The sequence below is a fragment of the Gemmatimonadota bacterium genome (assembly GCA_026705765.1).
In the GTDB taxonomy this organism is placed as follows: Bacteria; Latescibacterota; UBA2968; order UBA2968; family UBA2968; genus VXRD01.
Genome location: JAPPAB010000181.1, coordinates 1 through 26579 on the forward strand (window position 1 = coordinate 1; position 26579 = coordinate 26579).

The 26579-nt window shown below is 51.5% G+C and carries 21 protein-coding genes; 6 read left to right on the plus strand and 15 right to left on the minus strand.

The features are described from left to right. The 5 genes from OXH16_23295 to OXH16_23315 form a co-directional block, all read left to right on the plus strand. Positions 1 to 746 (plus strand): hypothetical protein (locus OXH16_23295; protein MCY3684332.1); only part of this gene is annotated, 746 nt, incomplete at its 5' end. 10 nt (positions 747 to 756) lie between these two features. Then, a complete protein-coding gene (gene mqnB / locus OXH16_23300; protein ID MCY3684333.1) occupies positions 757 to 1476 on the plus strand; it encodes a futalosine hydrolase in 720 nt (239 codons plus the stop codon). Between the two features lie 13 nt (positions 1477 to 1489). Then, on the plus strand, positions 1490 to 2320 hold the full coding sequence (locus tag OXH16_23305; protein ID MCY3684334.1) for a 1,4-dihydroxy-6-naphthoate synthase: 831 nt from the start codon (positions 1490 to 1492) through the stop codon (positions 2318 to 2320). Between the two features lie 14 nt (positions 2321 to 2334). Next, positions 2335 to 3258: a hypothetical protein gene (locus tag OXH16_23310; GenBank protein MCY3684335.1), complete on the plus strand. Its 924-nt coding sequence runs from the start codon at positions 2335 to 2337 to the stop codon at positions 3256 to 3258. 75 nt (positions 3259 to 3333) lie between these two features. Further along, on the plus strand, positions 3334 to 4233 hold the full coding sequence (locus OXH16_23315; protein MCY3684336.1) for a 2-hydroxy-3-oxopropionate reductase: 900 nt from the start codon (positions 3334 to 3336) through the stop codon (positions 4231 to 4233). A gap of 107 nt (positions 4234 to 4340) precedes the next feature. Here the strand turns inward: OXH16_23315 and OXH16_23320 are convergent, their stop codons facing one another. The 15 genes from OXH16_23320 to purB all read right to left on the minus strand — a co-directional run bounded on the left by OXH16_23320 (position 4341) and on the right by purB (position 24126). Further along, complete coding sequence (locus tag OXH16_23320; protein MCY3684337.1) at positions 4341 to 4817, minus strand: DUF3368 domain-containing protein; 477 nt, start codon at positions 4815 to 4817, stop codon at positions 4341 to 4343. Then, positions 4810 to 5076, minus strand: a complete 267-nt coding sequence (locus OXH16_23325) for a UPF0175 family protein (GenBank protein MCY3684338.1) — start codon at positions 5074 to 5076, stop codon at positions 4810 to 4812. The genes OXH16_23320 and OXH16_23325 overlap by 8 nt, the downstream gene beginning before the upstream one ends. 38 nt (positions 5077 to 5114) lie before the next feature. Continuing rightward, entirely contained in the window at positions 5115 to 5438 is a 324-nt protein-coding gene (locus OXH16_23330; protein MCY3684339.1) for a TusE/DsrC/DsvC family sulfur relay protein, read from the minus strand. Continuing rightward, positions 5428 to 6636, minus strand: coding sequence for an aminotransferase class V-fold PLP-dependent enzyme (locus tag OXH16_23335; protein ID MCY3684340.1), 1209 nt, complete (start codon positions 6634 to 6636; stop codon positions 5428 to 5430). Before OXH16_23335 ends, OXH16_23330 begins: the two co-directional genes overlap by 11 nt. Before the next feature lie 10 nt (positions 6637 to 6646). Further along, on the minus strand, positions 6647 to 7981 hold the full coding sequence (locus OXH16_23340; protein ID MCY3684341.1) for a (Fe-S)-binding protein: 1335 nt from the start codon (positions 7979 to 7981) through the stop codon (positions 6647 to 6649). A 40-nt stretch (positions 7982 to 8021) separates the two neighbouring features. After that, the gene (locus OXH16_23345) at positions 8022 to 8858 is read right to left on the minus strand and encodes a respiratory nitrate reductase subunit gamma (GenBank protein MCY3684342.1); all 837 of its coding nucleotides are present in this window, start codon (positions 8856 to 8858) and stop codon (positions 8022 to 8024) included. Then, positions 8846 to 9415 (minus strand): nitroreductase, encoded by a 570-nt coding sequence (locus OXH16_23350; GenBank protein ID MCY3684343.1) that lies wholly within the window; start codon positions 9413 to 9415, stop codon positions 8846 to 8848. Before OXH16_23350 ends, OXH16_23345 begins: the two co-directional genes overlap by 13 nt. Positions 9416 to 9566: 151 nt before the next feature. Beyond that, the gene (locus tag OXH16_23355) at positions 9567 to 10415 is read right to left on the minus strand and encodes an RNA polymerase sigma factor RpoD/SigA (GenBank protein ID MCY3684344.1); all 849 of its coding nucleotides are present in this window, start codon (positions 10413 to 10415) and stop codon (positions 9567 to 9569) included. Positions 10416 to 10528: 113 nt separating this feature from the next. Continuing rightward, the gene (locus OXH16_23360) at positions 10529 to 12619 is read right to left on the minus strand and encodes a GWxTD domain-containing protein (protein MCY3684345.1); all 2091 of its coding nucleotides are present in this window, start codon (positions 12617 to 12619) and stop codon (positions 10529 to 10531) included. Positions 12620 to 12748: 129 nt separating this feature from the next. After that, positions 12749 to 14188 (minus strand): arylsulfatase, encoded by a 1440-nt coding sequence (locus OXH16_23365; protein ID MCY3684346.1) that lies wholly within the window; start codon positions 14186 to 14188, stop codon positions 12749 to 12751. A 14-nt stretch (positions 14189 to 14202) separates the two neighbouring features. Next, positions 14203 to 15879: a CocE/NonD family hydrolase gene (locus tag OXH16_23370; protein ID MCY3684347.1), complete on the minus strand. Its 1677-nt coding sequence runs from the start codon at positions 15877 to 15879 to the stop codon at positions 14203 to 14205. A gap of 23 nt (positions 15880 to 15902) precedes the next feature. Continuing rightward, positions 15903 to 18224, minus strand: coding sequence for an alginate lyase family protein (locus tag OXH16_23375; protein ID MCY3684348.1), 2322 nt, complete (start codon positions 18222 to 18224; stop codon positions 15903 to 15905). Positions 18225 to 18236: 12 nt separating this feature from the next. Next, positions 18237 to 22145 carry a phosphoribosylformylglycinamidine synthase gene (purL, locus tag OXH16_23380; GenBank protein ID MCY3684349.1) on the minus strand — a complete coding sequence of 1303 codons (3909 nt, stop codon included), beginning with the start codon at positions 22143 to 22145 and terminating at the stop codon, positions 18237 to 18239. A gap of 7 nt (positions 22146 to 22152) precedes the next feature. Continuing rightward, positions 22153 to 22707, minus strand: coding sequence for a dTDP-4-dehydrorhamnose 3,5-epimerase (rfbC, locus tag OXH16_23385; GenBank protein MCY3684350.1), 555 nt, complete (start codon positions 22705 to 22707; stop codon positions 22153 to 22155). A 60-nt stretch (positions 22708 to 22767) separates the two neighbouring features. Continuing rightward, positions 22768 to 24126 carry an adenylosuccinate lyase gene (gene purB / locus OXH16_23390; GenBank protein ID MCY3684351.1) on the minus strand — a complete coding sequence of 453 codons (1359 nt, stop codon included), beginning with the start codon at positions 24124 to 24126 and terminating at the stop codon, positions 22768 to 22770. 544 nt (positions 24127 to 24670) lie between these two features. Between purB and OXH16_23395 the strand changes: the two genes are divergently transcribed. Next, positions 24671 to 26579, plus strand: a 1909-nt coding sequence (locus OXH16_23395) for a hypothetical protein (GenBank protein ID MCY3684352.1), incomplete at its 3' end; no start/stop codon positions are given.

Genomic DNA, 26579 nt, shown 5'->3' on the forward strand with positions numbered 1-26579 from the left:
AGACGCAGTGGTGGTTTCAAGAGTGGGTGGATCCGATGGGTGTGAACTCCGAATATTCAGGTGTTTATGCGGACCAGCGACCGTATCCCGTAACCGGACAGTGGGATCGGTATTCTTTTCAGGTGGGCAATATCCTGTTCCTGTGTATGGGTGACCGCAATGACGGTGGGCCGCCTGTGGGACGCGGAAAAAGGGGCGGTTATCCCGCAGGCGCAGTCACGCAGGAGACATTTGAATGGTGGCGCGATATGGTGCTTTCTCATCGGGATAAAATTATCATTTCCGCACATCACCACATGTTAAAAGAGACGACGGTTGCTTCGTTCGATTGGGTGGGGGTAGATGAGGGCTATCACGGTCGTTTTGACGATGGCGCGCCTATTGGGGCGTCGTATCTCTACTGGGTGGGTGGCAAACCAGATAGCGGACAATTTGAAGGTTTTCTGGCAGATAATCCCGGTGTTTGTGATATCTGGCTGGGCGGGCACACGCATACAAATCCCGAAGATACGACGGGCGGGCGTTCGCATGTGGAACAGAAGTGGGGCGCGACATTTATTAACGTCGCTGCGATTTCAAAATTTCACGGGCAAAAGAACGTGCCGATGAGTCGGATTTTGACCTTTACCGAAGGGTGTGACCAGGTAGATGTAAAATGCTATTTGCATTCCGACCATTTTGCACCTCAGGGATGGTACGAACCTGCACGGCGAACCGTGCCTCTGAAGATACCCTTTTCTTTTTAGGTACTCGACCATGCCCGATCCTCTGCTCATTCTGACAGCCACGGCTTATGAGCAACAGCGTTTGCGCGATAACCTTCAACAGGCGACAATACAGCGCAGGGGACATCGCGTCTGGGTTCGCGGTGTAATTGGCATCAAGCCCGTTGTCCTTGTTGAAACGGGTATTGGCGCGGTCAATACGGCGCAGGCACTCACTGTTGCACTCCAGGAAATTGATCCCGAACTCGTCTTGCAAATCGGCATTGGTGGTGCTTATCTCGGCAGTGGCCTGGACAAGGGCGATCTCGCACTTGCGACCGAAGAAAATTATGGCGATTTAGGCGTCATTACACCTGCTGGCTGGTTTCCTGCCGATGAGATCGGTATTCCCGTCCTATCGACCAATCGCGATTATTACAATACATATCCTCTCGATCCCGCGCTTGTCGCCAGGGCACAACACATACTCGAACAATCGGGGGAATGCGTTGTGCAAGGTCCTTTTGTTACGGTGCAACAATGTACGGGGCGCGAAGATATTGGGAATGAATTGGCAGGGCGTTTCAGTGCGATATGCGAAAATATGGAGGGCGCAGCCGCGGCGCATGTCTGCACGCTTTATGCGGTTCCATTTCTCGAATTGCGCGCTATTAGTAACCGCGTGGAAGACCGCAATAAAGGTGCTTGGGATATTCCACGCGCTGTTCAGCGTGCACAAATTTCAGCGCGAAAATTCGTCGAAGTGCTATGACGCGAGGTTCACAATGTCCCATATTTCTCTCGGTTATTCCCCGTGTCCCAATGACACGTATATTTTCTACGGTCTGGTCCACGGAAAAATTGACGGCGCGCCCAGATGCCGCGAGGTTCTCGAAGATATCGAGACCCTGAATCGCATGGCTATGGCAGGTAAATTGGATATGACCAAAATATCATTCCACGCGCTTGCATTTATGCGCGATCGCTATTGCCTGCTGCATTCGGGGGGGGCATTGGGGCGCGGATGTGGCCCGCTCGTTATTGCGTCTGATGCCCTTGATCCGCGCAATCTGTTGGGCAAACGCATCGCTATTCCAGGGAAGCTCACTACGGCCGCGCTCTTGCTGCGTCTCTTTAATCCCGGGCTTGACAATCTCGTCGCAATGCCTTTTCACGAGATTATGGAGGCCACGCAAAGAGGTGATGTTGATGCCGGCGTGATCATCCACGAATCGCGATTTACCTATCCCGATTACGGTTTGCACAAAGTCATAGATCTCGGCGAATGGTGGGAGGCATCTACGGGACATCCCATTCCGCTCGGGGGTATTCTCGTCCGACGCGATCTCGGCGTAGAAATGATTCAAAAGATTGATGTATCTCTTTGTGCGAGTGTGGAATATGCATATTCGAACCCCGATACAGTTAAAAATTATATTCGCGAGCACGCACAGGAGATGGACGAAGCCGTGATGCAGCAGCACATCGATCTCTACGTCAATAATTACACGTTGGATTACGGCGCAGATGGCGAGGCTGCACTGGCCGATCTTTTTGCGCGTGCAGAAGAAGCGGGTATTGTACCGCGATCCGATCAGCCTTTGTTTGTTGACTGAAAGAGGATATAGCTATGAGTGGATTAGAAAAGAGTCTGTGGGTAAGTCAGCGGATTATGGGTGTGGTTTTTCTGGTGGCTGGCTTGACTAAGATATGGGATCCCGTGCTCTTTTTTTGGGAAGCTATGATGCCTGCCCAAATTTTTGTTGGGCGCGAGACAGTGGAAATGGTCGCCAAATTGGCTCTGTTGCTCGGTCCACTGGAATGCCTGGTGGGGCTCGCGCTTCTGGTCGATTGGAAGCCGCGTCTCGTTTTGCCTATAGGTGTGGTGATGATGGTTTTTTTTCTCGCGATTACCGCTCATGCATGGCATCGGGGAATGGGGGAGAGTTGCGGGTGTTTTGGCACTCTGGTGGATCGGTCGCCGACTGAGGCGATGGTGGAAAATTTTCTCATGCTGGGGTTGTTGGTCTTTTCCTGGTGGGGCCTGCGTCGGCGGTCTGTTGCGCTGTGGGCATGGGGGAGAGGGGTAGTCCTGGTCGGCGGATTGGTTGCTCTGACCGTGCTGGGGTTCAGGTATATGCCCGAGCGCGATCGGTTAGCTGATTCAGACTTGCAGGTGGGTGATTATCTGAAAGGTTTATCCCTGTTAGATGCGGATATCGATTTGACCCGGGGAGCCTATCTGATCGAGTTGTTTAGTCCAAATTGTTACTATTGCCAGGCTGCCGTGCCCAAGCTCAATATCTGGGCTACCGATCCAGAAGTGCCCAGATTGATTGCTTTGAGCCAGTATCCCAAAGATCATCCCGTGACCGCGCAGTTCAAAGTGCAGTTCCGACCGCGTTTTACTATCGCCACAATTTCTTTTGCCGATTTCAAGCGTTTGACTCACGGGCATGGTTACCCACGACTGGCTTATATCGTGGATGGAGTGATCGTAAGGGTGTGGGAGAGCCATGCCTTTCCTTCGGTTGCGGAGTTGAGGAAGTTGTAGAAAGTTTTCAAAAGCGATTATTTTTATCGCAGGTCGCAGGATAAGAGAAACTATCTATTGAAAGGGATTTAACACATGTCGAAGCCAAAAATTGGGTTTATCGGTCTCGGGATCATGGGCAAGCCGATGGCCGGTCATTTGATAGATGCTGGATATGAACTCGTCGTACACAACCGCAATCGAGATGCGGTTGATGAACTGGTAGGTAGAGGAGCAGCAGAAGCGTTCTCTGGTAAAGAGGTGGCGGAACAAAGCGATATCGTTATCACTATGTTGCCCGATTCGCCCGATGTCGAGAGTGTTGCTTTGGGCGAAGGGGGTATTATTGAAGGCGCGCACGAGGGGCTGATTTTTGTCGATATGAGCACGATTGCGCCCAGTGTCACCACACAGGTGGGGGAGGTGCTCGCGGAAAAAGGCGTCCAAAGCCTCGATGCCCCCGTCAGCGGCGGTGACATCGGCGCTCAAAACGCCACCCTTTCCATTATGGTTGGTGGCGATGAAGATACGTTCAACACGGTCAAACCGCTCTTTGACGTTATGGGCCAAAGTGCGATTTTGTGTGGACCGCTCGGTGCGGGGCAAACCGTGAAAGCGTGCAATCAGATTCTGGTTGCTGTCACCATTGCCGGCGTGTCCGAAGCTCTCACAATGGGTACCAAAGCAGGTGTTGATCCAATAAAAATCGTTCAGGTCCTCAGCGGGGGTCTCGCCCGTTGTGGTGTGCTTGAAAACCGGGGCGAGCGCATGATCAACGGGGATTTTGATCCCGGCTTTCGCATTCGCCTGCACTACAAAGACCTCAATATCATCCAGAAAACGAGCAATGATTTCGACGTGCCCCTGCCCGTTACCAGTGAGGTTTTTGAGCTTTTTAAGACCGCAATGGTCAAAGGCCGCGGGGAACTCGACCATTCGGGCTTGCTCACGGTTATTGAAGATATGTCGAATATTCAAGCGCGTACAGGGCAATAGTTCATACGTAAAAATTTTAAAAAATAAAATAGCGATCTCATTTATGAGGTCGCTATTTTTATCGGCCCAAAATCGTAGAATTTGTCTTTAATCCAAATAATTATTATTCAATTTTCCTCTCCAGATAGTTCAAGTGCGTACTGTTTAATTTCAATAGATATCCACATACCAGCATCATTTAGTTGATCAAGCAGGGGGGCAATCGCTAAAATTAAGTTCTGTTCTTTAGCTCGCATCAAGATACCAATGGTGCCTATAACGTGTAGCCCCAGTGTTTCAGCGGCATAGCGTGCATCCAGATCATCCAGGATAATTTGGTCAGCGGATATTTCTCTTGCCAATAGAATTGATGTACACTCACCATCGCCTAAGAGTTGTAACTCAGTTGGAATGGAACGGCTATCAGATTTTTCAATAGTGATCCAAGAATATTCTGTTATGTTTGGAACCGAATAACCTTCTGATTTTCCTCGATTCAATTCTTGTTCGACGGCATCGGTAACCAAAACTTCATCAAAGAGTTTCTGAAGAACCTCCAATTGGCCAATGCGAAAAAGATATTGTAGTGCAGATGTATCAACCACGCATCTTCCTGGCACTCTCAAAGTCCTTTTTTAACTCTTCACGGGTTAAATTTGCGACCGGTACTTTATACGACTTCAACATATCAAAAAAAGCTACTCTACCCAGGCCTGCGAGTTCCGCGGCTCGCCCTGAAGATAAGCGACCAATTTCATATAGCTTTGCTGCCAAGAGTATCCGTGCTTCCCGTGCAAATTCATCAGGAGTTTCTTTTAGGGCATCCAGAATGTGGGCGGGACATTCAATCTTTATAGACGACATTTTGGGCCTCATTTGTTGTCTTATTTTTTGTTTAATGATCACGTACAACCCGTAGGTGTCGGCAAACCTGCGATTTTACACGCGCCATCTGCAGGACCTGCAGAAAACAGGTCGTAAATCGTATCGATATCTTTTTCTGTTTCCTTGCACAAGCGGCGGATCAATGGGGCGATTTCAAATTTCAACCAATAATTGCGGATATAATACACCACCTGCCAGTGATCCTCACTCATCACCTCAATACCATCTTGGCGGGCCAGGTCGCGTGCCACGTCTTCGTCCCAAAGCTCGGGCTGTTGGACAAACCCATCTTCATCCACTTCAATTTCTTTGCCGCCCAGCGTCACAATTTCATAGGCCATTCCGCACCTGACCCTTTAACAGTCGTACACTGCTTCTCCCGTGCCGTTGGGAAATATCGCTCAAGCCTTCAATCACAGTTTCAATCTGCGCTTCGGTGTTGAAAGGACCCAGCGAAATACGTACCGTACCTTTCATCGCTTTTGTGCCCAGAGTTTCATGTACCTTTGGCGCGCATTGCAGTCCCGTGCGCGTTGCCACATTGAACTTCACATCCAGCAAGGTGCCCACATTGTTCGCGGTCATCCCTTCGATATTGGCCGACAATACGGGCACGTGTTGATCAAAATTTTCAGCGCAATACAAAATGGTCCCATCAACTTCGCGCAGGCCATTGACCAGTTGTTTGAACAAAGCCATCTCGCGTGCGTGAATATTTTTCACGCCTTTTCGTCGTATCCATTTCTGCGCGTACAACAGACCTGCAATACCCATTAGATTGCCCGTGCCACATTCCAATCGCCAGGGATACTCGTCCAGGTGATCGGGATATTCCGACCGCACACCTGTCCCACCGTATCGCAATGGTGCAATTGTCACCCCGTCGCGCACGTACATCCCACCAGTACCCGTTGGTCCCATGAGTGACTTGTGTCCGGTAAAACACAGAATATCGGCCTGCATTGCCTCCATATCAATGGGCAACATGCCCGCTGTTTGCGCCACATCAACGCAGAAAATTACGCCGCGTGCGCGGCAGAGTGCACCGACCGCTGCTACGGGTTGCACAGTGCCCAGTACATTGGATGCATGGGTCATTACTACGAGTTTTGTATTGGGTTTGATCGCCTTATCAATATCCTCGGGGTCGATAAAGCCATTTGTTCCAAATCCCACATAAGTTGCTTCAATTCCGTCGTATTTTGCGAGGTGGTAAATCGGGCGCAAAACCGAATTGTGATCCAGACATGTTGTAATTACGTGATCGCCGGATTTCAACATGCCCTGAATCGCAATATTCAACGCATCTGAGGCATTGTGTGTAAACACAAGCCGATCGGGACTGCCCGTGGCGCCAAAAAACGAAGCGAGCGATGCACGCGCCTCGGCAACCATAGCCTCGGCCTCTTGCGCCAAATCCGTGCCACTGCGGCCGGGATTTACCCCGTATTTTCGATAAAATGCCAGCGCGTCTTCCAGCACACTGGGGGGCTTTGGAAACGTCGTCGCTGCATTGTCCATGTAAATTAAATCAGACATGAGCTATAGGCTATTCCAGTACAATCGCATTGTTGATCAACTCGTGTACACCCGTAATACTTAGTGGCATTTTGTGATGGCGCGCGATTTCTTTGAGTTGTGTGCGGCACTGCAAACACGAGGTCGATACGACCTTCGCATCGGTCTCGCGCATTTGCTCTGCTTTCTTTTTTCCCGAGACCTCCATCCGAAACGCGCGCACCGAGCGCAGTGCCGATAACCCACCGCCGCCACCGCAACACCACTGCGTGTACCCGCCATCGGGCATTTCGCGGTAATCGGCACAGGCCGCTTTCAAAATCTCTCTGGGTTCCTCGACAATCCCACACCCGGCAGCAAATTGGCAAGCGTCGTGATAGGTCACAGGATCGGGGTTTTTGCCCGGGTCCAATTTCAGTTTGCCTGTGCGAATAAGTTGTGCCGTATATTCAAAGCCACTGGTAATCTCAAAAGGCAATGCGCCCCACCAGCGCCCTTCGCTAGCCATGAACTTCATCACCCGATACGCATGCCCGCATTCACCCATCACCATGATCTTACATCCCAAATTTTCGCACGCATCGATGTAGTGCTTATTCTCGTACTTCATTGAAAAGTTATTGCCGGTCGTAAATCCGAAATTCGATCCATCAAATGCCCGCGAGCTCATCGTCCAATCGGCACCGATGGCGTGAAAAATTTTCGCCATTCCCATTAAATTTTCAGCATAAACCAGCACATCACCCGACGGCGGCAAAAAGAAAATTTCCGCGCCTTCACGATCTAAGGGAATTGAAATATCCCGTCCCGTTTCTTCCTTGAGTTCTTCTTCGATAAATTGAATCGCATCCAAAAATGCCTCGGCTGATGCGCCTTCCAAATTGCCCGTTTCAAACGAATTGTGCGTGCCCTGGGCAAGGGATGGCGGCGTCAAACCCATCAAATCGACAAGCGAGCGTCCAACGCGCGAGACCACCGAATGATCAATTCCCACAGGACAAAATGCCGCACATCGCCGGCACGTCAAACACTCGTACATGCGCTCGGCAAATAACTCGGCATCGTTATTTTCAAAATCGGGCTTGGGAAAAATGGCGTTCCAGAAACGCCCCCAAAATGTCGTGTACTTTTTGTATAAACGAATCACCTGTCGGGAGCGTTCCACCGGGTGCATGCGCTTATCGGGCTGCCCGTAATACACCGGACATTCCTGCGCGCACACCCCGCATTTGGTACATGTGTCCATGTACAGGCGCAACGCCGACGGTTCATCCTGGATTTCGCGGACAAATGGGTCTGATTCAGCAATGCGCCGCATATACGTGCCAGCCAGGCCTGTTGGAATGTACTTTTTTTCGCGTTCCATTCGTTCAATCCCTGCGATGGGCGGGCACAAGGCACCGTCCCTACGAGTTTTTCATCTTTTCATCCTGCTCATCCTTTAATCCTGAAAATCCCGATCTAAATTCCCCCGCAAATGTATCGGATGTGCCCAAAAATTCGCGGCTCAAAAAAATTCCGCCCAGATGCAACAGATGGGAAAATGGGATCACAATCAATAGGAGTTGTGCAGCGAGCAAGTGCCACACAAAAATGGGTTGTACTTTAATAACTGCCGCTGTGCCCGTCGATAGGCCAGACATATAGTGGCGCAAGGCTTCGGATGACACGCCACCGTCTAATACGACGAGAAATGCTGTCGCAGAAAAAAACAGGAGGATGAACTCCGCCAGATAGTCCCGAAAGTCTGTAATTTCTCGCACGCGCTGAACGATTATCCGACGCAGCAATAAATAAGTGCCCGACACGGTCATCAATCCACTGCCGATCAATGCGATGCGCAAACAGATTGGGTCCAGGTCGAGCGGCAAAATTACGCGGACATGGGCAACAATTACCAGAAACAGCCCCAAATGGAGGGACCAGGAGCCCAGCCACAGTATTTTGTCGCGCTTATAGAGACCAGTAAAAAAAACAAAGCCTTTTATCGCGCGCTTCCATTCTGTACTTTTTGAGCGAGGTCCGGGAAAAATGTGAATGGTTGGGCGATACTGCCGCTGCCACACGCCATATACAGATCCTCTGGCTCGTGGTAATAGCTTGAGCGCGGGGTTGTAAAACCGCATCCACACCCATATTCGCACGCTAAGCATGATGAGATAGAAAGGCAATGCGAAATAGGGCAGGCGATATAGAACAAAAAATTCAAAGCCATTCATGGTTAGCGGAATCAATCCGTCCAACTCAGTACCTCTTCGAGGGGTTTGCGCCTCGGTTCTGGTATTTCATCGGGATATCCGGTATAGAAAAATCCGATGATGTATTCATTCTCGGTATCTACACCCAACAATTTGTAGGTGTTTTCTTCCAGGGTGATCGGCCCCGTGCTCCACTGCATGCCAATCCCTTCTGCCCAAGCAGCCAACTGTACATTTTGCATGGCGCAACACGCGGCTGCATAGTCTTCTCTGTTCTTGATTTCATCGCCATCTTGCAAACAGGCCACTGCAATAATTGTGGGCTTTGACATGAACTTGGCATAACCGGCTTCTTTTAATATGCGCCTGGCCTCGTCGCTGGCACCTTCAGCCGCTTTTTCTTCCTGAATTTCGCTGTAGCGTTGCGCCAGTATTTCTTTGGTTTCTTCTCCCAGGACTACAAATCGCCACGGTTCTGTCAAATGGTGATTGGGTGCCCAAAGACCGGCCTCAAAAGTTTTTTCAATCACATCTTTGGGCACACCACCCGGTTTGAACTTAAAAATTGTGCGCCGCGTGTGAATAGCTTCCAAAACGTCCATTGCTTGCCTCCTGTTGGGTCTCGGTAAAAAGGAAATGTACAGCAATGTACATAACAACCTCAGACAAATCAAGTTTTGGCGTTAGATATTAAAAAAAAGCCTCTGAAGATATGCGCTTCAAAGGCTTTTTCATTTTTTATCAGATAATGCGTTAGCCCGCTTCTGCATACGCGATGAGTTTGCGTCCCCGAGAGGGGTGACGCAATTTGCGCAGGGCTTTTTCTTTAATTTGGCGTACTCGCTCACGCGTGAGGCTATATTTGTTGGCTATTGCCTGAAGTGTCCAACTGGAGCCATCGAGACCAAAATAGAGACGGATAACGTCGGCTTCACGATTATCCAGGGTATGGAGCAGGTCGTTGACTTCATCTCTCAGGGCATTGTGAAATATTGCAGCATCTGGTGGGGCCTGATCTTCGTCGGGCATCAAATCGATGAGGGTTGTATCTTCGTCATGAATTGGTTTGTCCAAAGAAAATACGATCGGACTGTGAGACAGCATATCGATGACCTGGTCTTCTGTAATTTGAAATTCATTGGCGATTTCTGCCTCTGTGGGCATGTGGCCTTTATTGGATTGATACTCGTCGCTGAAATTTTTAATCCGACGCAGCATATCCAGTCTGTTGATAGGCAAACGGATCATGCGTCCTTGTTCGGCGAGCGTTTGTAAAATAGACTGACGAATCCACCAGACGGCATAAGAGATAAATTTGAAACCGCGCGTTCCGTCAAAGCGTTCGGTAGCTGTGATGAGTCCCATATTTCCGGCGCTGATCAGGTCGGCCAGGGCCACGCCTTGATTGCGGTATTTCAGAGCCACGTTGACCACAAAACGGAGGTTGGCTTTGATCAGGCGATTGCGCGCTTTGAGATCACCGCGCTTCATTTTGACGGCGAGGTCAAATTCTTCTGCCGCAGAGAGGGGGTGAGAATGGGAGAGTTCTTTGAGATAATACTCGAGGCTGGTGTCTGATTGTTTGGATGAGGCGTTGACCATAACCCAACTCCTTGCTGAACGGAACGCAGAATAACGATACTTAAAAATAAGGTATCATTGTTTCTATCGTATTAAGCGAGAGTGAAGATTGGATTACAATTTAGTCTATAGGACTACCACATCACGCGAAACTGCGTTGTAGAGCGCGCTGTTTCCAGAGTTTGCAAATCTTCGACCACCACGCGCAGTGCTTTGGGACCAGGCATGGTTTTTTCCAGTGCCAATGCTAAAAACAATGGCTCCCAATCTCTGTTGCCGCGTTGTTCGTAAGACACGGCTGTTATCCAATCCGCCTCCTCTACATCGCCAGCATCGCTCAGTGCCCGCACTTGAAAGGTGAGCTTGTAATGGGTTGCGCCGAAATTGTCGCGCTGTAAGTTGTAAATTTCAAAATACACCACAGCTTGACCGTTGTTTTCATATTGTCGCAAGGGATTTGACAATACGAGAAAGCGATTGCGACCAAAGGGACGGTCTTCGCGCTCAATCACACGCCGCGCGATCAACAAGTCACTGATGTCCAGTTGATCTTTTGAAAATTGTCGTACATCGAGCGTATCTCGAAATGTACCCACAGATTTTTTTTCGCGATCCTCAACTTCTGCCGATAGATAATAACGCCCGGCTTGCAAATTGAGCCGATCACCCGCCAGCAAATAACCCGTTCCAAGTGCGTCGTATTTCACGATGGGCATACGCTGCACCCGACCTATATCCCGACGCAATGTGTCCCATTGGGCGTCAAAAAGGAACAAGCCCTGGCGCAAATTAACGCTTTTTACACCTGGGCGGAGGTCTTTTGTTTCAACCTCATCGGCGTCCAGAGCATAATACACTTCAACACGCGCTTTGTCGTCTTCTGCGCGAAACTGCGCTATCTGATGTGGCGCGTCGTACCGCTCGTGCCAGTAAGGATCTCGAAAATGATCGGGATTGCGCTCGACAAACATCTTAAAGCCCAGGGGATTCATTTCAGAATCCAACCAACCCAGGCGAAAATTCCAGTGATCGCGCGTGTCCGTATTTTCAAAAATGATGGTAAAGCCTTCGTATCGCCACAATTCCTTTCGGTGTTCCAAATTGTGTGACATCATATGCCACCGCGCCCGCCATGCCAGATAATCCTGCATATACCCGGGTAAATCCACGCCGGTGTGAAATTCCGCAGGCCTCGCGACCAGAGATAGTGGATGTCCATAGCGGATATAAACCTGGCCTTTATCCGTTGTCCATCCGGGAATGCCTTTGAGGGGATCGCCAAACCGCAAATTGGCATAGGCCACGCGCCGGCAATGTTCGAGTAATCGCTCGTTGTATTCGGTCAAGTACAATGGATCGCGTCCCGTCCAGAATTTGCGAATCGCCGCGTAATCTGGCGCAGTTGAGTCGGGATCGGCGAGTACGAACACACTCATCATAAAGCGTTGCTCTTTTTCTGCCAGGCGCGCAAGTCCCCTGGTATAGGCTGCATACGCATCCTGCAATCGATCCTCAGCCTGATAACCCAATCCCACAAAAAAATGTGCATGGGCATTGTCGGGATGCCGTTGCACATAATTTTCAAATAGGGGAATCAATTCACGACCCATTCGGCCTTCGTAATAGACCAGCCCCAATAAGTGGTGTGAGGGCCAGTGGTCTGGGTCTTTGTCAATTGCAAGCGTCAAATATCCAATGGCTGCATCGCGCGCTTCAATGCCGTAATTTTCCAAGCTCAATGTCCTGACCGTTGGCCTATATCTGAAATCCGAACCGTAATTCACAATTCTGCGCTCGCCATCGAGATATCGCGTCATATTCCACATCTCAAAGCGCGCCGCCCAATACAATGGTCCTATATTGTCGGGATCGCGTTCAATACCCCGTTTGGCATATACAATAGCGGTTGTTCGTCGCCCAATGCGCCAGTAATACTCGGCCAGTGAGGTCAAGATATTTCCATTATTCGGTTGTTTTTGCATCGCCCTTTTCAACCACCGCTCTGCACTGTGTACATGACTTTTGCCCTGCAACATATATAATTCACCCAGCGCGTGGGCAGCACGTCCCAATGGATCGTTTTTGGCAGCCGCTTTTAACAGCGACTCGCGTTCATCAAACGCACGCGTCGTATCCGAGGCTGCAATGAGCAAAGAATCGATATTTGCCCCTGCTACATTTATTGGTGCGACGAACGTGAAAATTAAGAGCATTCGCAATATCATTTGGTGTCTCCTCGGGTGGGGAATAGGGTTTTTTTATTTTAACCGCTAAGATGCACAGAAGTTGCTTCAAAAGATATAAAAAAACCGCCCGTTGTGTTGGGCGGTTGGGATGAACAGATTGATGGTTCCTCATAAATACGGGTAGGTTGTTTCGGGGGCATAGCCCGGCAGGAGTTCTCTGTGAGGCTGGCCGGGGATTAAATGCTCGCCATCGGTAAAACCTTCTGGACGGTTTTTGAGGAATTCGATGAGGCGATTTCGCCAGGATTGTATTTCAGAGTTGGGATTGCGCGCGATATCGCGTATTTCATTGGGGTCTTCGTCCAGGTTGAAAAGGTGTTCTTCACCCGTTTGAGAATACCAGATGTATTTGTGGTGTCCATCCGTGACATAGTGGTTGCCGTGGTCGTATTCATAGCAGCCGGCGTGTTCTCCGTGTAGAAATTCACGAACGTTATCGGTTTTACCCTGCATGATAGGCAGGAGGCTTTTGCCCGTGCAGGTATCGGGAATGTCGGTGCTGGCCGCATCGAGGATGGTGGGCATGATGTCCTGGATGCCGACGGGGCTTCTACAAGTGGTCTCTTCGGGGTATCCCCAGTTTTTTGGAGCGCGTATGAGGAATGGAATTCGGGCAGACGCTTCATAGGGCCAGGTTTTGCGAAAGAGATTGTGGTCGCCCAGCATTTCGCCGTGGTCTGATGTGAAGATGGTCAGGCAGTTGTTGAGACCACCGGTATATTGGATGAGGCGGCCGATCTGGTCGTCTATAAAGTTGATCATGCCGTAATAAGCCGCGCGAGAACAGCGCATGTCGTGTTCGTCAAGGCAAATTTGCCAGGCATTGGGATCGAGACCTTTTTGTGGTCTATCGTATTCAGGTGCCCAGTCTCCGATAATGGGATCGGGTAAGTTCCGCTGGATATAGCGGTCGTAATAGAGGGCTGGAGGGGTAAGTGGGGGATGGGGGTCGATAAGGGAAATATTGAGAAAAAATGGGACTGTGGGATCGCGTTTTTGGAGAAAGTCCATTGCTCTGTCGATACACCAGAAGGTGTGCATCTGTTCTTCGGGCAAGTGGTGTGGGCGACCGATCCATCCATTGGAGGAAATACCGTGGGCCATGCCGGGATGTACTTCATTGCGGTTGTGATATTGCCGTAGCCATTCGACATAGTCGTTGTGGTCGCCCCGTGTGGCGTCGGCAAGTTGCATGTGATCAAAGCCATAGCGCTTGCGTTTGGGGTTCAGGTGGAGCTTGCCGATCATTTCTGTTTGATACCCCGCTCTGGACAATTCGCCAGCGAGGGTGTGAGGCGGATGCCACTGGGCACTTTTGAATCCGACAACGCCATTTGCAGCGGGTGCGGTGCCGGTCATCAGACAGCGGCGAGCGGGGATACAACTGGGGCATTCGGAGTATCCACGGTGAAAGTGCGTGCCCGTGCGGGCAATCCAGTCCAGGTTGGGTGTTTGCAGACACGATGGACTGCACGGGTCGAGACCTATGCAGTCGCCGCGTTGCTGATCGGTCATGATGAGCAGGATATTTGGTCGGGAGTCTGACATATTATGCTCCGCTGCTATGCCGCGGGAATGACGGGTAGCGTGATGTGAGAAGGATATGCTTTTGAGTGATAGACGGTCTGATGGGCCTGGCGCATCTCGGTATCACGGCCCAGTGAGCCGCCTGTATTGAGATTGCGGTCGAACCGGGGGAAATTGGAAGAAGATATTTCGAGACGGATACGGTGGCCTTTTTTGAAGACGTTTCCAGTTACGCCGAGGTCAATCTCATAGGCATAGACGCTGCCGGGTTTGAGCAAGGTGGGGTTGATGAGGCTTTCCCGAAAGCGCGCGCGCAAAATGCCGTCGCAGAGGTTCATGGCATACCCGGTAGGCGATACATCGACGAGCTTGGCGGTCCAGTCCGTGTCTGTACAGTCGGTAGCGGCGTAGATGACGGCTTTGATGGGACCCGTGACTTCCAGGGCTGTTTCAAGGGGATCGCTGGTGTAGCAGAGTACGTCGCTTCGCATCTCTACGGGACGCTGGTCATAGGGACCCCAGGGCACGATATGGGGGGAGCAACAGTTGTTGCCACCCATCGTGGGGACGGGGTAGTGCGGGTCATAAGTGTAGTGGTCAGGTGATTCGTTCTCCGGTGATGCTGTGGAGAGCGTGCCATTACCGAGTAGTGTGTTGGCACTGCCGCCCGAGTGCAGGTGCCATTTTTGCCATTGGGTCCTCGCAAGCGGCCATTCCTGTTCATCGCGCCACTGGTTGATGCCCATGATGAAGAGACGCAAAGGCGGTTCATCCGCGATGCCGTTGTCAATACCCTTGAGCCAGTGGTCAAACCAGCGCTGTTCGAGGCTTTCCAGATCGACCATTGACGGCGCTCCGAAGTCAATGTCGCCGGTTTTCGGCGATAGGCTGAGAGAATGTGGCCAGGGGCCGACGATGAGTTTGCTCTTTTTTGCTTCTTCGGTGCGACCGTGCAGGCGCAGGCCGTTGAAGTTGGTGAAGGTCTGTGCCGCGTAAAGGTCGTACCAGCCGCCCATGTTGAACGCGGGGACGGCTATTTCACCCCATTTGGTTTCGTCGTTGAATTGCTCCCAATAGTCGTCGTAAGCGGCATGCTCGACCCAGTCTTTCCAGAAGTTCAGGTTGCGGCCCGCCTGTTCGTCCATTTCGATGAGGGGCAGTGCGCGAAAGGCTTCGGTCCAATTGTGGAATTCAATGGTCTGCGCGGTGCGAGCATTGGTGCGCATGCCCCAGGTCATCATGACGTTGAGTTGGAAAGCCCCACCGGGGTGGACGAGGCCCGAGTAATAGTCCGTGCATATAACGCGGGGCGTGATGCATTTGAGGTACTGGCTGCGGTACGGCGCACTGCGCCACTGGACCGTGCCGCCATAGGAACTACCGGCCATGCCGATTTTGCCATTACACCATTCCTGTTTACCGATCCATTCCTGAGTGTCATACCCGTCTTCGCCTTCCCGAAAGGCGTAATATTCTCCTTCCGAGTCCCACCGCCCGCGGCAATCTTGAATAATACAGGCATAACCATTGTTGGCAAGCCGCCGGGCTTTTTCAACCATGTTGTCGGCATTGTTGTCATAAGGCGTTCGCATGAGCACGGTGGGGAATTTCTCGCGTGCACGAGGCAGGTAGATATCGGCAGAGAGATTGATACCATCTCGCATGGGCACTTTTACGTCTAATTGCATGTTGACTTCGTAGTTGGTCTGCATGAAAACCTCCTGCAGTGGAGAGATTAGGTGAGCACTGGTCCCTGTTTATCACACCAGTCCATTTTAATGCGATCCACACGGCCATCTGGATGGGTGATGTACACGTTCCAGGTATCGCCACGGCGGGTGATTCTGGAAGTGATGCCAGCGGTGGTGCCGTCTGTGAAGGGGACGAGGACATAGCCGGTTCGGAAGGGCAGAGTTGCGCGTTTTTTGTAAATGGCGACCGGTGCGGGCACATCCTGGCCGCTGATGGCGAGCCAGCCCTGTACGGGATCATTTTGTCCGCAGATAAGCCGGGGCGTCATGTTGGCGAGGGGGAGGATTTCGAGATTGGGCGGGGTCATGCGCCCGGTACGCACGGCTCTGGTATCGGGATCAATCAGGACGCGGTAGGGCATGAAGTGAAAGAGCGCTTCATAGGTGCGTTGTCCCTCGCCAATGAGTTCGTCGAAGATGAGAAAATAATTGGGTTTGACGAACATGACGGTGCGGCGGTGGGCAATATCTGCGTCCAGCCCGACATAACCCGCATCGTAAGTGGCAATGGCGACATCGGCGCGATCATCACTTCGCCAGACGGTTTTGTCGCGGGCAGATTCGATCCATTCGTCGATGGTCTGTTCGCGGCGGTTCTGCCCGCAACCATCTACGAGAACGGTATTGTGCGCTTCAGTGGTGCGGTAGAAGGATGTCCATTCATTGGGGAAGTAGGAAGTGATTCCGGGATCCACAAGAAAAGGCAGGCCATGTGCGTAGAGGTCGAAGGAAAGCATGTCTTCGTGCTGGTGGAAGCGACCGTAGGGACCGCCTTCAAAGAGACAGTATCGAGCATCGCGGTCCCATCCGCTTCGCATGACAAAATAGCCCGAATCGCGGTGGGCGATGGAGGTATAGTTGGGGGGATGCCCTTCTTCTCCTTCTGTGCCGACCCATACGGCGGTTGGATTGTCGAGTACCCGTCCAGGTTTGATAAGCGAACGCGCGAATTTTCCATCCAGGCTGCCGGCGTCAGAAACAGAGGGACAGGAGAAATCGGGACGGTTGACGGAGGTACTCCAGTCGTACATTCGCCTTATGCCTGCTTCTATTTCCGGATCCAGAGATCGGCCAAATTTACGGGCGACTTCAAAAACTTCCAGGAACCAGGCCGCGATGGCTATCTGGTAGCCTGGGGTGAGTTCGTAAGAAGCACCATCTCGCATGACCTGAATGTTCATGTCGTCTAAAAGTTGCTGGCTGGCTGCATGATACCATTCTTCCGATTCCCGAAATTCGGGGAATGAGCAGGCGGTCGCAAGCATAGACCGCCCTTCGGAGATGGTTTTGTTGGAGGGGGGGAAGGATTCGAATTGCATGAGATAGGCTTCGTGCTCATAGATTGATTTGAGCAGGTCTATGATGGTTTGGTCTTCGGTGTCTGGGCAATCGCAGAGTACGGTGAAGATATCGACGAGTGTGGAGAATGCCCGCATGCTCACGATTAGAGAATGCCCCCATGCAAGGCCACCGGCGCGCACGACGTAGGGCATGGGGGTTTTTTGCATCCAGTCGCGCAAGATATTTTCGATGGCTTTTGCGTATTTCGGGTCGCGGGTTTCTTCCCAGGCGAGTTCGAGCGGCGTGAAATAGGGAAAGCCGTGGATGCGAATGGACCATTCGATGTATCCATACGGATTGGCGTCCCAATCGACACCGTCGGGCCAGTAATGGTCCATGATGTGCCCGGAGAGAATCCGGTTGGCTTCTTCTATATTGGCTTTGGGAGCGGGATCGGGTATAACGTGGCGTCTATTGAAGGTGCTGCGCCGGAAGTAGGCTGCAATTTCTGCAAGTTGGGTCTGGATTGTATCGGCTTGCGCTGCGGCTTCAAGGCCGGGATGGTTCAGGTCCAGGGCGTTGATCAGAGCTTTGTCGGTCATGCGAGGTCCGCGCGCGACTTCGCGCTGGAGCAGGCGGATATTTCGGATGCGACTGCCCGATGGAAGGCGGATGGTGCCCGAAACCATCTGGCTCCATCCAGAGGGAATGCCCAAAGTGTAAAAACATTCGGCGGGAAAGCGAAATTCTCGCCAACCCTGCCAGATGTTGCCCCCGCGCGGGGAGGCGATGGCGTTGAATCGATAGCCGTCGTCTTCGCTCATACCTTCGGTTCGGTGCCCCGAGGTAAGCGTGCAGTAGATCTGGTCATCGACATTGTCCGGAAGGAAAATTTCAGCGCGAATCTCGTTGGCGCAGTTCCAATCGCCAATTTTCATGGGGAGGTCGGCGTGTTCCCCCTGTTCAACTTCTGAGAGCATCCATTCGGCGAGAATCGTATCATCTCGAAATTTGGCGAGATCCATAGATGTATCCTTTTACGTTTTACCCTCGCACCAATCGCGGGCGTTTTGGAATATTTGAAGCCACGGAGAGGCTTGAAGATCGCGTTTCCACTTCGCTGGCATATAGCCCCACTGCCACTTGAGAAAGGTGCGTTCGGGATGGGGCATCATGGCGAGATGGCGACCATCGGGAGAGCAAAGGCCTGCAATACCGCGCGGAGAACCATTTGGGTTAAAGGGATAGGCTTCGGTGGCGGTATTGTTGTCATCTACATAGCGTACAGGAGAAAGTTTTTCATCTATAACGCGGTCGAGTACGTCTGCATTGGGGAAAAATGCGCGCCCTTCGCCGTGCGCGACCCACACCCCGAGGGATGCGCCGGCCATGTTTTTGAACATAATCGCTGGACTGTCCTGAATTTGCACAGTGGAAAAACGGGATTCAAAACGCGCGGATTCGTTGCGAATAAAACGGGGTTGTGCCGCGTTGGCAAGGCCGGGGAACGGAACCCAGCCGAGCAGAGCCATGAGTTGACAGCCATTGCAGACGCCGAGGCTGAAGGTATCGGGGCGGTTGTAGAAGGCATCGAACTGAGCGCGCAGGCCGTCGTTGAAACGAATCACGCCAGCCCAGCCCTTGGCCGAGTCGAGCACATCGGCATAGCTGAATCCGCCGACAAATACAACGCCTCGGAATTGTTCGCCGAGCGCGATGGTACCAGATAAGAGATCGCTGGTGGTCACATCCCAGGGTTCAAAGCCCGCTGCAAAAAATGCAGAGGTCATTTCGCGATCTCCATTGCTGCCCTCTTCGCGTACGATAGCGACTGCGGGCTTGCGACTCGCATTGAGAATGGCGGGTGGCGTGGGCATTGGCGCGAAGGGTGCGGTAAATTTGGGACCCGTGCGCGCATGCAGAGAAGTCTCTTCTTGTGCGACGCAGGATAGATTGGTTTGCTGGCGTTCGAGTTGGAAACTCGTCGCTTCCCATAAGTCGCGCAATTCGGGCATGGGACTTTTGAGAACGCGCTGGTTGTTGACAGAAATTTGGATGTCGGGACTGGAGGTTACTTTTCCAATGGTCTGGATAGGTACTTTCTCAAAGATTTCTCGCACAAGCGTCAGGTTTTTGGGATGCACTTCAAAGACGAGGCCGAGTTCTTCGGAAAAGAGCGAGGAAATCGCATTGGCGCGGGTTTGGAGATCGATCTGAATACCACAGTTGCCAGCAAAAGCCATTTCCAGAAGCGCGGTGATGAGACCGCCATCGCTACGGTCGTGTCCCGAGGCAATATAATTTTTGGCTATACAGGCCTGGAGTGCGCCAATTGCGCGTTTGAGAAGAGCGGGATCATCTACATCTGGCGACTCGTTGCCGAGTTGCTCGTACACATGGGCGAGAGAAGACCCGCCGAGGCGATGTTTGTCCGCGCCGAGATCGACGTAAAGTATGACGCCCTTATCGGGATATTTTAAGTCGGGCGTGACGGTCTGTGTAATGTCGGGACAGGTGACATAGCCCGATATGACGAGTGTGCCGGGTGTTTTGACCGTTTCGTCTCCATCCTCTCCCGGTGCGATTGCCGCCATCGAGAGGCTGTCTTTGCCGCCATCTATGGCAATGCCCAATTCAATCAGAATATCTGTGAGGGCGCGAGCTGCATCGTAAAGTGCTGCGCCTTCTCCGGGCAATTTGGCCGCCCACATCCAGTTGCCAGAGCATTTGATGTCTTCGATGGCACTCAGCCGCGCCCAGGTGATATTGGTGAGCATTTCGCCCACGCACAGGCGTCCCATCGCCGCAGGATCGATAAGCCCCTTGATGGGTTGTTCGCCGATGGCGGTGGCGGCGCCAGTCGTCCCAAAATGGCTTTGTGCAATGACAGCGACGTCTGCTGCGGTTAGCTGGAGCGGCCCCACGCATTGCTGTTGTGCGACAAGTCCGGTTACACAGCGATCAACTTTGTTGGTGAGAAACCGTTTGGAACCAACAGAAACGAGGCGAAGCACGCGGTCGAGTGCTTTTTCAACGGTTAGATTTTCTGGCAGGGTGAGCGGTTCTGTACGAATGGGAAAGCGGTCGAGTTTGAAGGGCTTTTGCGGCATATCGCCAAGGACTTTTTCCAGGTCGAGGTCAACCGGTGTGGTGTTGTCTGTGCTATCGAAGACTACCACTCTTCCATCGCCGGTTACTTCGCCGACAAAAGCGTAGATGACCTTTTCGCGTTTGCAGAGGGCGTCGAAGAGACGGGCGTGTCCGGGACGGATGAGCAGGGCATTGTTTTCCTGGTATTCGGCACCCCAGATTTCGAGAACAGATAGGGTTTCATCTCCAACGGGCACAGCGCGAATATCGATGCGGGCACCTGCAGGTTCAACGATTTCTTTGAGTACATTGCAGTTGCCACCCGCGCCCTGATCGTGGATGCTGACAATGGGATTTTGATCGCCGAGTTCGACACAGGCGCGGATCACGCGGTTGAGTTTTTGCTCCATTTCTGCATCGCCACGCTGCACGGCATTGAAATCGAGTTCGGCTTCGTTTTCACCCTGCACCATGCTCGAAGCAGCCCCACCTCCCATGCCAATGCGATAGGCCGGTCCACCGATTTTGGTGACGAGCATTTGGGGTTTGGGTGTTTCTTTATTTGTATGGCGCGCATCCATCTGACCGATCCCGCCGCTGAACATAATGGGTTTGATCCATTCTCTGCGTTCTCCATTGGGTAGGCGCATACCATAGGATCGCGTGTAGCCCTGTATGAGAGGTTCGCCGAATTTGTTGCCGTAATCCGAAGCCCCATTACTGGCTTCAATTGCGATTTGCAAGGGGGTGGCGAGGTTATCGGGATATTGAAATTTGGGATTTTCCCAGGGCAGGTCGTATCCGGGGATATATAAATTGCCCACGCAATACGCCGCTGTGCCCGCTATGACGAGCGCGCCGCGACCTGTGGCTTGCACATCCCGGATGCGTCCGCCGGTACCCGTTTCTGCGCCGGGAAAAGGGGCAACACCCGATGGGAAGTTGTGCGTTTCAGCAGTGAAGATGATGTCACTGGTGCGGTCTGAGAATGCAAATGGGGAGGGGCTACCGATAGTGGTGGGCACAATAGTGCGTATCGGATACCCGCGGATGGCACTGGAATTGTCTTTGAAGGCGATGGTGCTGTTATTGGGGTTGGTTTTGAGCGTTGATTGGATCATGGCGATGAGGTGGTCGGGCATCTCTTCGCCGTCGATGATGAGACGGCCTTTAAAAAACCAGTGTCTGCAATGTTCGCTATTGGATTGGGCAATGTCGAAGCATTCGACGTTGGTGGGATTGCGTCCGATCTCGTCGAGAAACAGATCGGTGTAATAATTGAGGTCCCATTCGTCGAATGCCAGGCCCATGGTGCGATTGATTTTCTCGAGGGCGCGGCGGCCTCCTTCTATGAGGGGAATCTCGAATACGGGTTCTGGTTTTGCATCGGAGTCAAAGGAGGTGAGGGGACAGGGATACAGGCATTCGGTCATGCGGTCGTGTACGAGGGACAAAAAGATATTCTGTTGCTCCAGGCTCAAGGCGGGGGTGATGAGGTAACGCCGAGACCGTTCGATGCGCGAAATTTGCGTGATTCCGCAGGCGTGGCATATTGCCGTGGCATTTGTTGACCAGGCTGTGGAAAAATTCATGCGCGGCCCCACTTCGAGGATCGCGCCAGGCCCCGTGAGAAAGGTCTGCTCTGCAAACCGATCCGCCTCAAAGGTTTCGGATAGCAGATAGGTGAGCCGATTTTGCTGGTCGGCGGAAAGTGGGCTATCTGTTTGTACGTTGAAACAGTATTCAGTTTCAATATTCTGGATGTGCGCGGAGACGTGTTGCTGTGACAATCGGATCAGGGTGTGTTGCTGCGTGGGGGAGAGAGCAGGCGTGCGAAAGAAATGCTTCAGGCTCATGGGGTCCTCAGTAAATGAAATTGTTGTCTGCCTCTTTGAGTGGGGGAAGATTTTGATCGCGCCCGGAAAGGATTGGATTTTTTATGGGCCAGGAAATGTCTAAGTCGGGATCATCCCAAGAAATACCGCGATAGGTCTCTGGCGTGTAAATATCCGTGCATTTGTATGTGAAGTCCGCCACCTCGCTGAGAACGCAGAATCCGTGTGCAAAGCCGGGGGGGACATACAGGAGTTCGGATCGCGTTTCGGAAAGATGAATGCCGGTCCATTGACCATAAGTGGGGGATCCCCGACGAATATCGACGGCAACATCGTATATTTCGCCTTTGAGCACCTGGATGAGTTTGCCCTGTGCGCGAGGGGCTTTTTGATAGTGCAATCCGCGCAGCACGCCGCGGGTAGAGCGAGAGTGGTTATCCTGAACGAACGTTTCTAAGATGCCATTGGCTTCGAAATCGTCTCGTTTGTACGTTTCGACAAAAAAACCGCGATCGTCGGGAAATCGCTTTGCGCGAACGAGGATGACGTCGGGTATATCGAGGTTTTTAAATTCAAAGGGCATAGAATCAGGATGAGAGGATGACTGCGATGAACACTGGGGCTTGTCTCCAGCCCCTCGTCTTTACAAGATATCATCCACAAGCTGTGGGGCAAGCCCTATATAGGATTCAGGCGTTAGTTTTTTCAGATTTTTGAGGTCTGCCTGGGGGAGGTCGAGGGAGTTGAGAAAGTTGTTGAGATCATCATTTGTAATGTCTGTGCCCCGGGTGAGGTCTTTCATAAGCTCGTAGGCGTTTTCGTATCCGGCTTTTCGCATGACGGTTTGCACGGCCTCGCCGAGGATTTCCCAGGCGTTTTCGAGATCACTGGCAATGGCCTGTTTATCGATGGCGACCTTGCCCATACCATTCAGGATGGATTTCAGGGCGAGACACGCATGCCCGATGGCCGGGCCAATATTGCGACTGGCTGAGGAGTCGGACAGATCGCGCTGGAGGCGTGAGACGGGTAATTTGGTCGATAGGTGTTCGAGCAGGGCCGTGCTGATGCCCAGATTGGCTTCGGCATTTTCAAAGTCGATGGGATTGACTTTGTGGGGCATGGTCGAGGATCCGACTTCTGAAGCGACCGTTTTCTGGCGAAAATAGGATAGGGATATATAGGTCCACATGTCGCGGGCAAAGTCGAGCGAGATGGTGTTGAAGCGGATGATCATGTGAAAAATTTCAGCCATATAATCGTGCGATTCAATCTGCGTAGTGAGTGGATTGAATGTGAGACCGAGGCGCTGGACGAAATCGCGGGCGAGGTCGTGCCAGCGCACTTCGGGATAGGCCGCGATATGCGCGTTGTAATTGCCGGTGGCGCCATTGAATTTGCCCAGGTATTCGAGTTGTGTGGCCTGTTTGATTTGCCGCTGCCAGCGATAGACAAATACGGCGAGTTCTTTGCCCATTGTGGTCGGAGTGGCGGGTTGACCGTGTGTACGCGCGAGTACAGGAAGGTTTTTAGTATCTTGTGCGAGTTGTGAAGTAATATTTTTAACTTCCTGTGCCAGTGGGAGAAAGACATCTTTGATAGCGGATTTGAGCATGAGCGCGTGAGCGAGATTGCTGATGTCTTCAGAAGTGCAGCAAAAATGCACGGCTTCACATACGTCGGCGAGCGATGTTTCCTCAAGGCGTTCTCTGACATAGTATTCGACAGATTTAACATCGTGATTGGTGACTCTTTCGATTGCGACAACGCGCTGGGCCTGCTGTTCGTCGAAAGTATCTATCCATGACTTCAATATCTGGTGTTCGGCATCGGTGAATGTGCGGACGTGTGTGAGTGCGGGATGCTCTGATTGGAAGCGCAACCATTCGATTTCGATCTGTACGCGATAGGCTATTAGCGCAAAATGCGAGAGACAGGGAACGAGATCTGTCAAGCGGCTCGTGTAGCGATTGTCGAGGGGAGAGAGTGCGGTGAGGGTCATGGGGATTCCGTTGGCGAAAGGTCAGTGGTCAGCAGTCAGTGGTAAACTTATCGAATATAGTTACATTTTACAAATTTTTTTTCGATATGCCTATCTGCCTGCTCCGGCAAATTTGGGATCAGGGCCGATGGAAAATTTTTTTTTGGATATTCTTAAAAAAGTTATTATACTTGGCGTTGTCGTGAAACTAATTTCCAAACGCTTGTAGTTCAGGTTTAAGTATGAAATTTTACACAAACGTTTGTATAATCTGAACTTATTACACAATCGAAAATTGGCCGATGTGAAGTCACACATTGCATATGTGCATAATAAATGTCTATGTGCATATACTAATGATATTACTTGAGTTAGTATTGGAAATTAGTTGTTAAAACGCTGTAGTTTCAGGTTTAAGTATGAAATTTTACACAAACGTTTGTATAATCTGAACTTATTGCACAATCGAAAATTGGCTGATGTGAAGTCACACACGTTAGACAGACTGACTTGCCCATGCGGGTGCAAGCAGAAAAACTCGAACACCAATGAGAGGGAGAAAACTATGCGTCAACACATTCTATCAATCCTATCACTCATCGCGCTTTCGATTTACCCTTTGTCTCTATCTTCACAGAATAGCTTTTCCCCGTCGCTGGATATGAATACTGCGTCTGGAAATCAAGCGGTTACTTCTGTCGATGTCTCGGCAAGTCAAGATGTTGCGATTCAACTTTTTGGCAACGGTATGCAGAGTGCGAGGGGTATTTCTGCACGTTTTGAATACGATGCGAGTCAAGTGACGTATCAGGGGTTTGATGCGGGAAATATGTTGCCCAGTGAGCAGGTATTTACAGAGCATGGTACGAACCCGACTGTTGTCCAGATTAGCGTTGTACCTGTTGGTTCTGTCACGACCAATAGTGGCTTGGTAGGCACCATTCGTTTTCGCACGAGGGGTACGTTTTCAGGCACGAGTATTCAGTTGGTGCAGGGTGAACTCGGTAAAAGCGGACAAGTTGAAAGTGTGATGCTGAATGTAAGTGTAGAATTACAGTCTGACCTTACGTCTTCATCTTCGGACTTTGACGGAAATGGTCGGGTTGGTTTCTCTGACTTTTGGGCGTTTGCAACAAAATTTGGTTCAAGCCATGGTGATGGGACGTACGAATCGAAGTACGACCTGGATAGCGATGATGCAATTGGACTTTCAGATTTTATGCTGTTTGCCAACGTTTTCGGTAAAGAGGTGTCTTCCTCTGATAGTGGTAGTAGCACATCAAAGATGTACTGGACGGATCGGGGCACGCGTAAGATTCAGCGCGCGGATCTGGATGGTAGCAATGTGGAAGCTCTCGTCACCACGGGATTGGGTCAACCCAATGACATTGTCCTGGACATAGGCGGTGGCAAGATGTACTGGACGGATTATGGCACAAATAAGATTCAGCGTTCGGATCTGGATGGTAGCAATGTGGAAGACCTCGTCACCACAGGTACGAGTGATCTTCAGGGTCTTGCGCTGGATGTGGGAGGCGGCAAGATGTACTGGACGCTGGTGAACGCGAATAAGATTCAGCGTTCGGATTTGGATGGTAGCAATGTGGAAGACCTCGTCACCACGGGATTGAGCAGTGCCTGGGACATCGTCCTGGACGCGAGAGGTGGCAAGATGTACTGGGTAGATAACGGTACGGATAAGATTCAGCGTTCGGATTTGGATGGTAGCAATGTGGAAGACCTCATCACCACAGGATTGAGTAGACCAGAGGGTCTTGCGCTGGATATGGTTGGTGGGAAGATGTACTGGACGGATGATGGCACAAATAAGATTCAGCGTTCGGATCTGGATGGCAGCAATGTGGAAGACCTCGTCACCACGGGATTGAATAGTCCAGCGGGCATCGCCTTAGATATGGCTAGTGGGAAGATGTACTGGACGGATGATGGCACAAATAAGATTCAGCGTTCGGATCTGGATGGCAGCAATGTGGAAGACCTCGTCACCACGGGATTGAATAGTCCAGCGGGCATCGCCTTAGATATGGCTAGTGGGAAGATGTACTGGACGGATGATGGCACAAATAAGATTCAGCGTTCGGATCTGGATGGCAGCAATGTGGAAGACCTCGTCACATCGAGCTTTGGCTATCCAACTGGCATTGCCCTTGATGCCTCCCTAGACCTGATTGTTAAATCGCCTTCAGTAAGCAACAGCAACCCAAATACTGATCAATCTTTTACACTTAGTGCCACAGTACGCAACCTGGGCACGGATGCTTCTCCTGCAACAACATTGCGCTATTACCGCTCGACTGACGCGACAATCTCGACAGATGATACGGAAGTGGGCACGGATGCGGTGAGTGGCCTTTCGGCTTCTGGCGCCAGTGATCAGTCTGTCAGTCTGACCGCCCCATCTACTCCCGGTACATACTATTATGGAGCCTGTGTGGAGAGTGTCACGGGAGAGC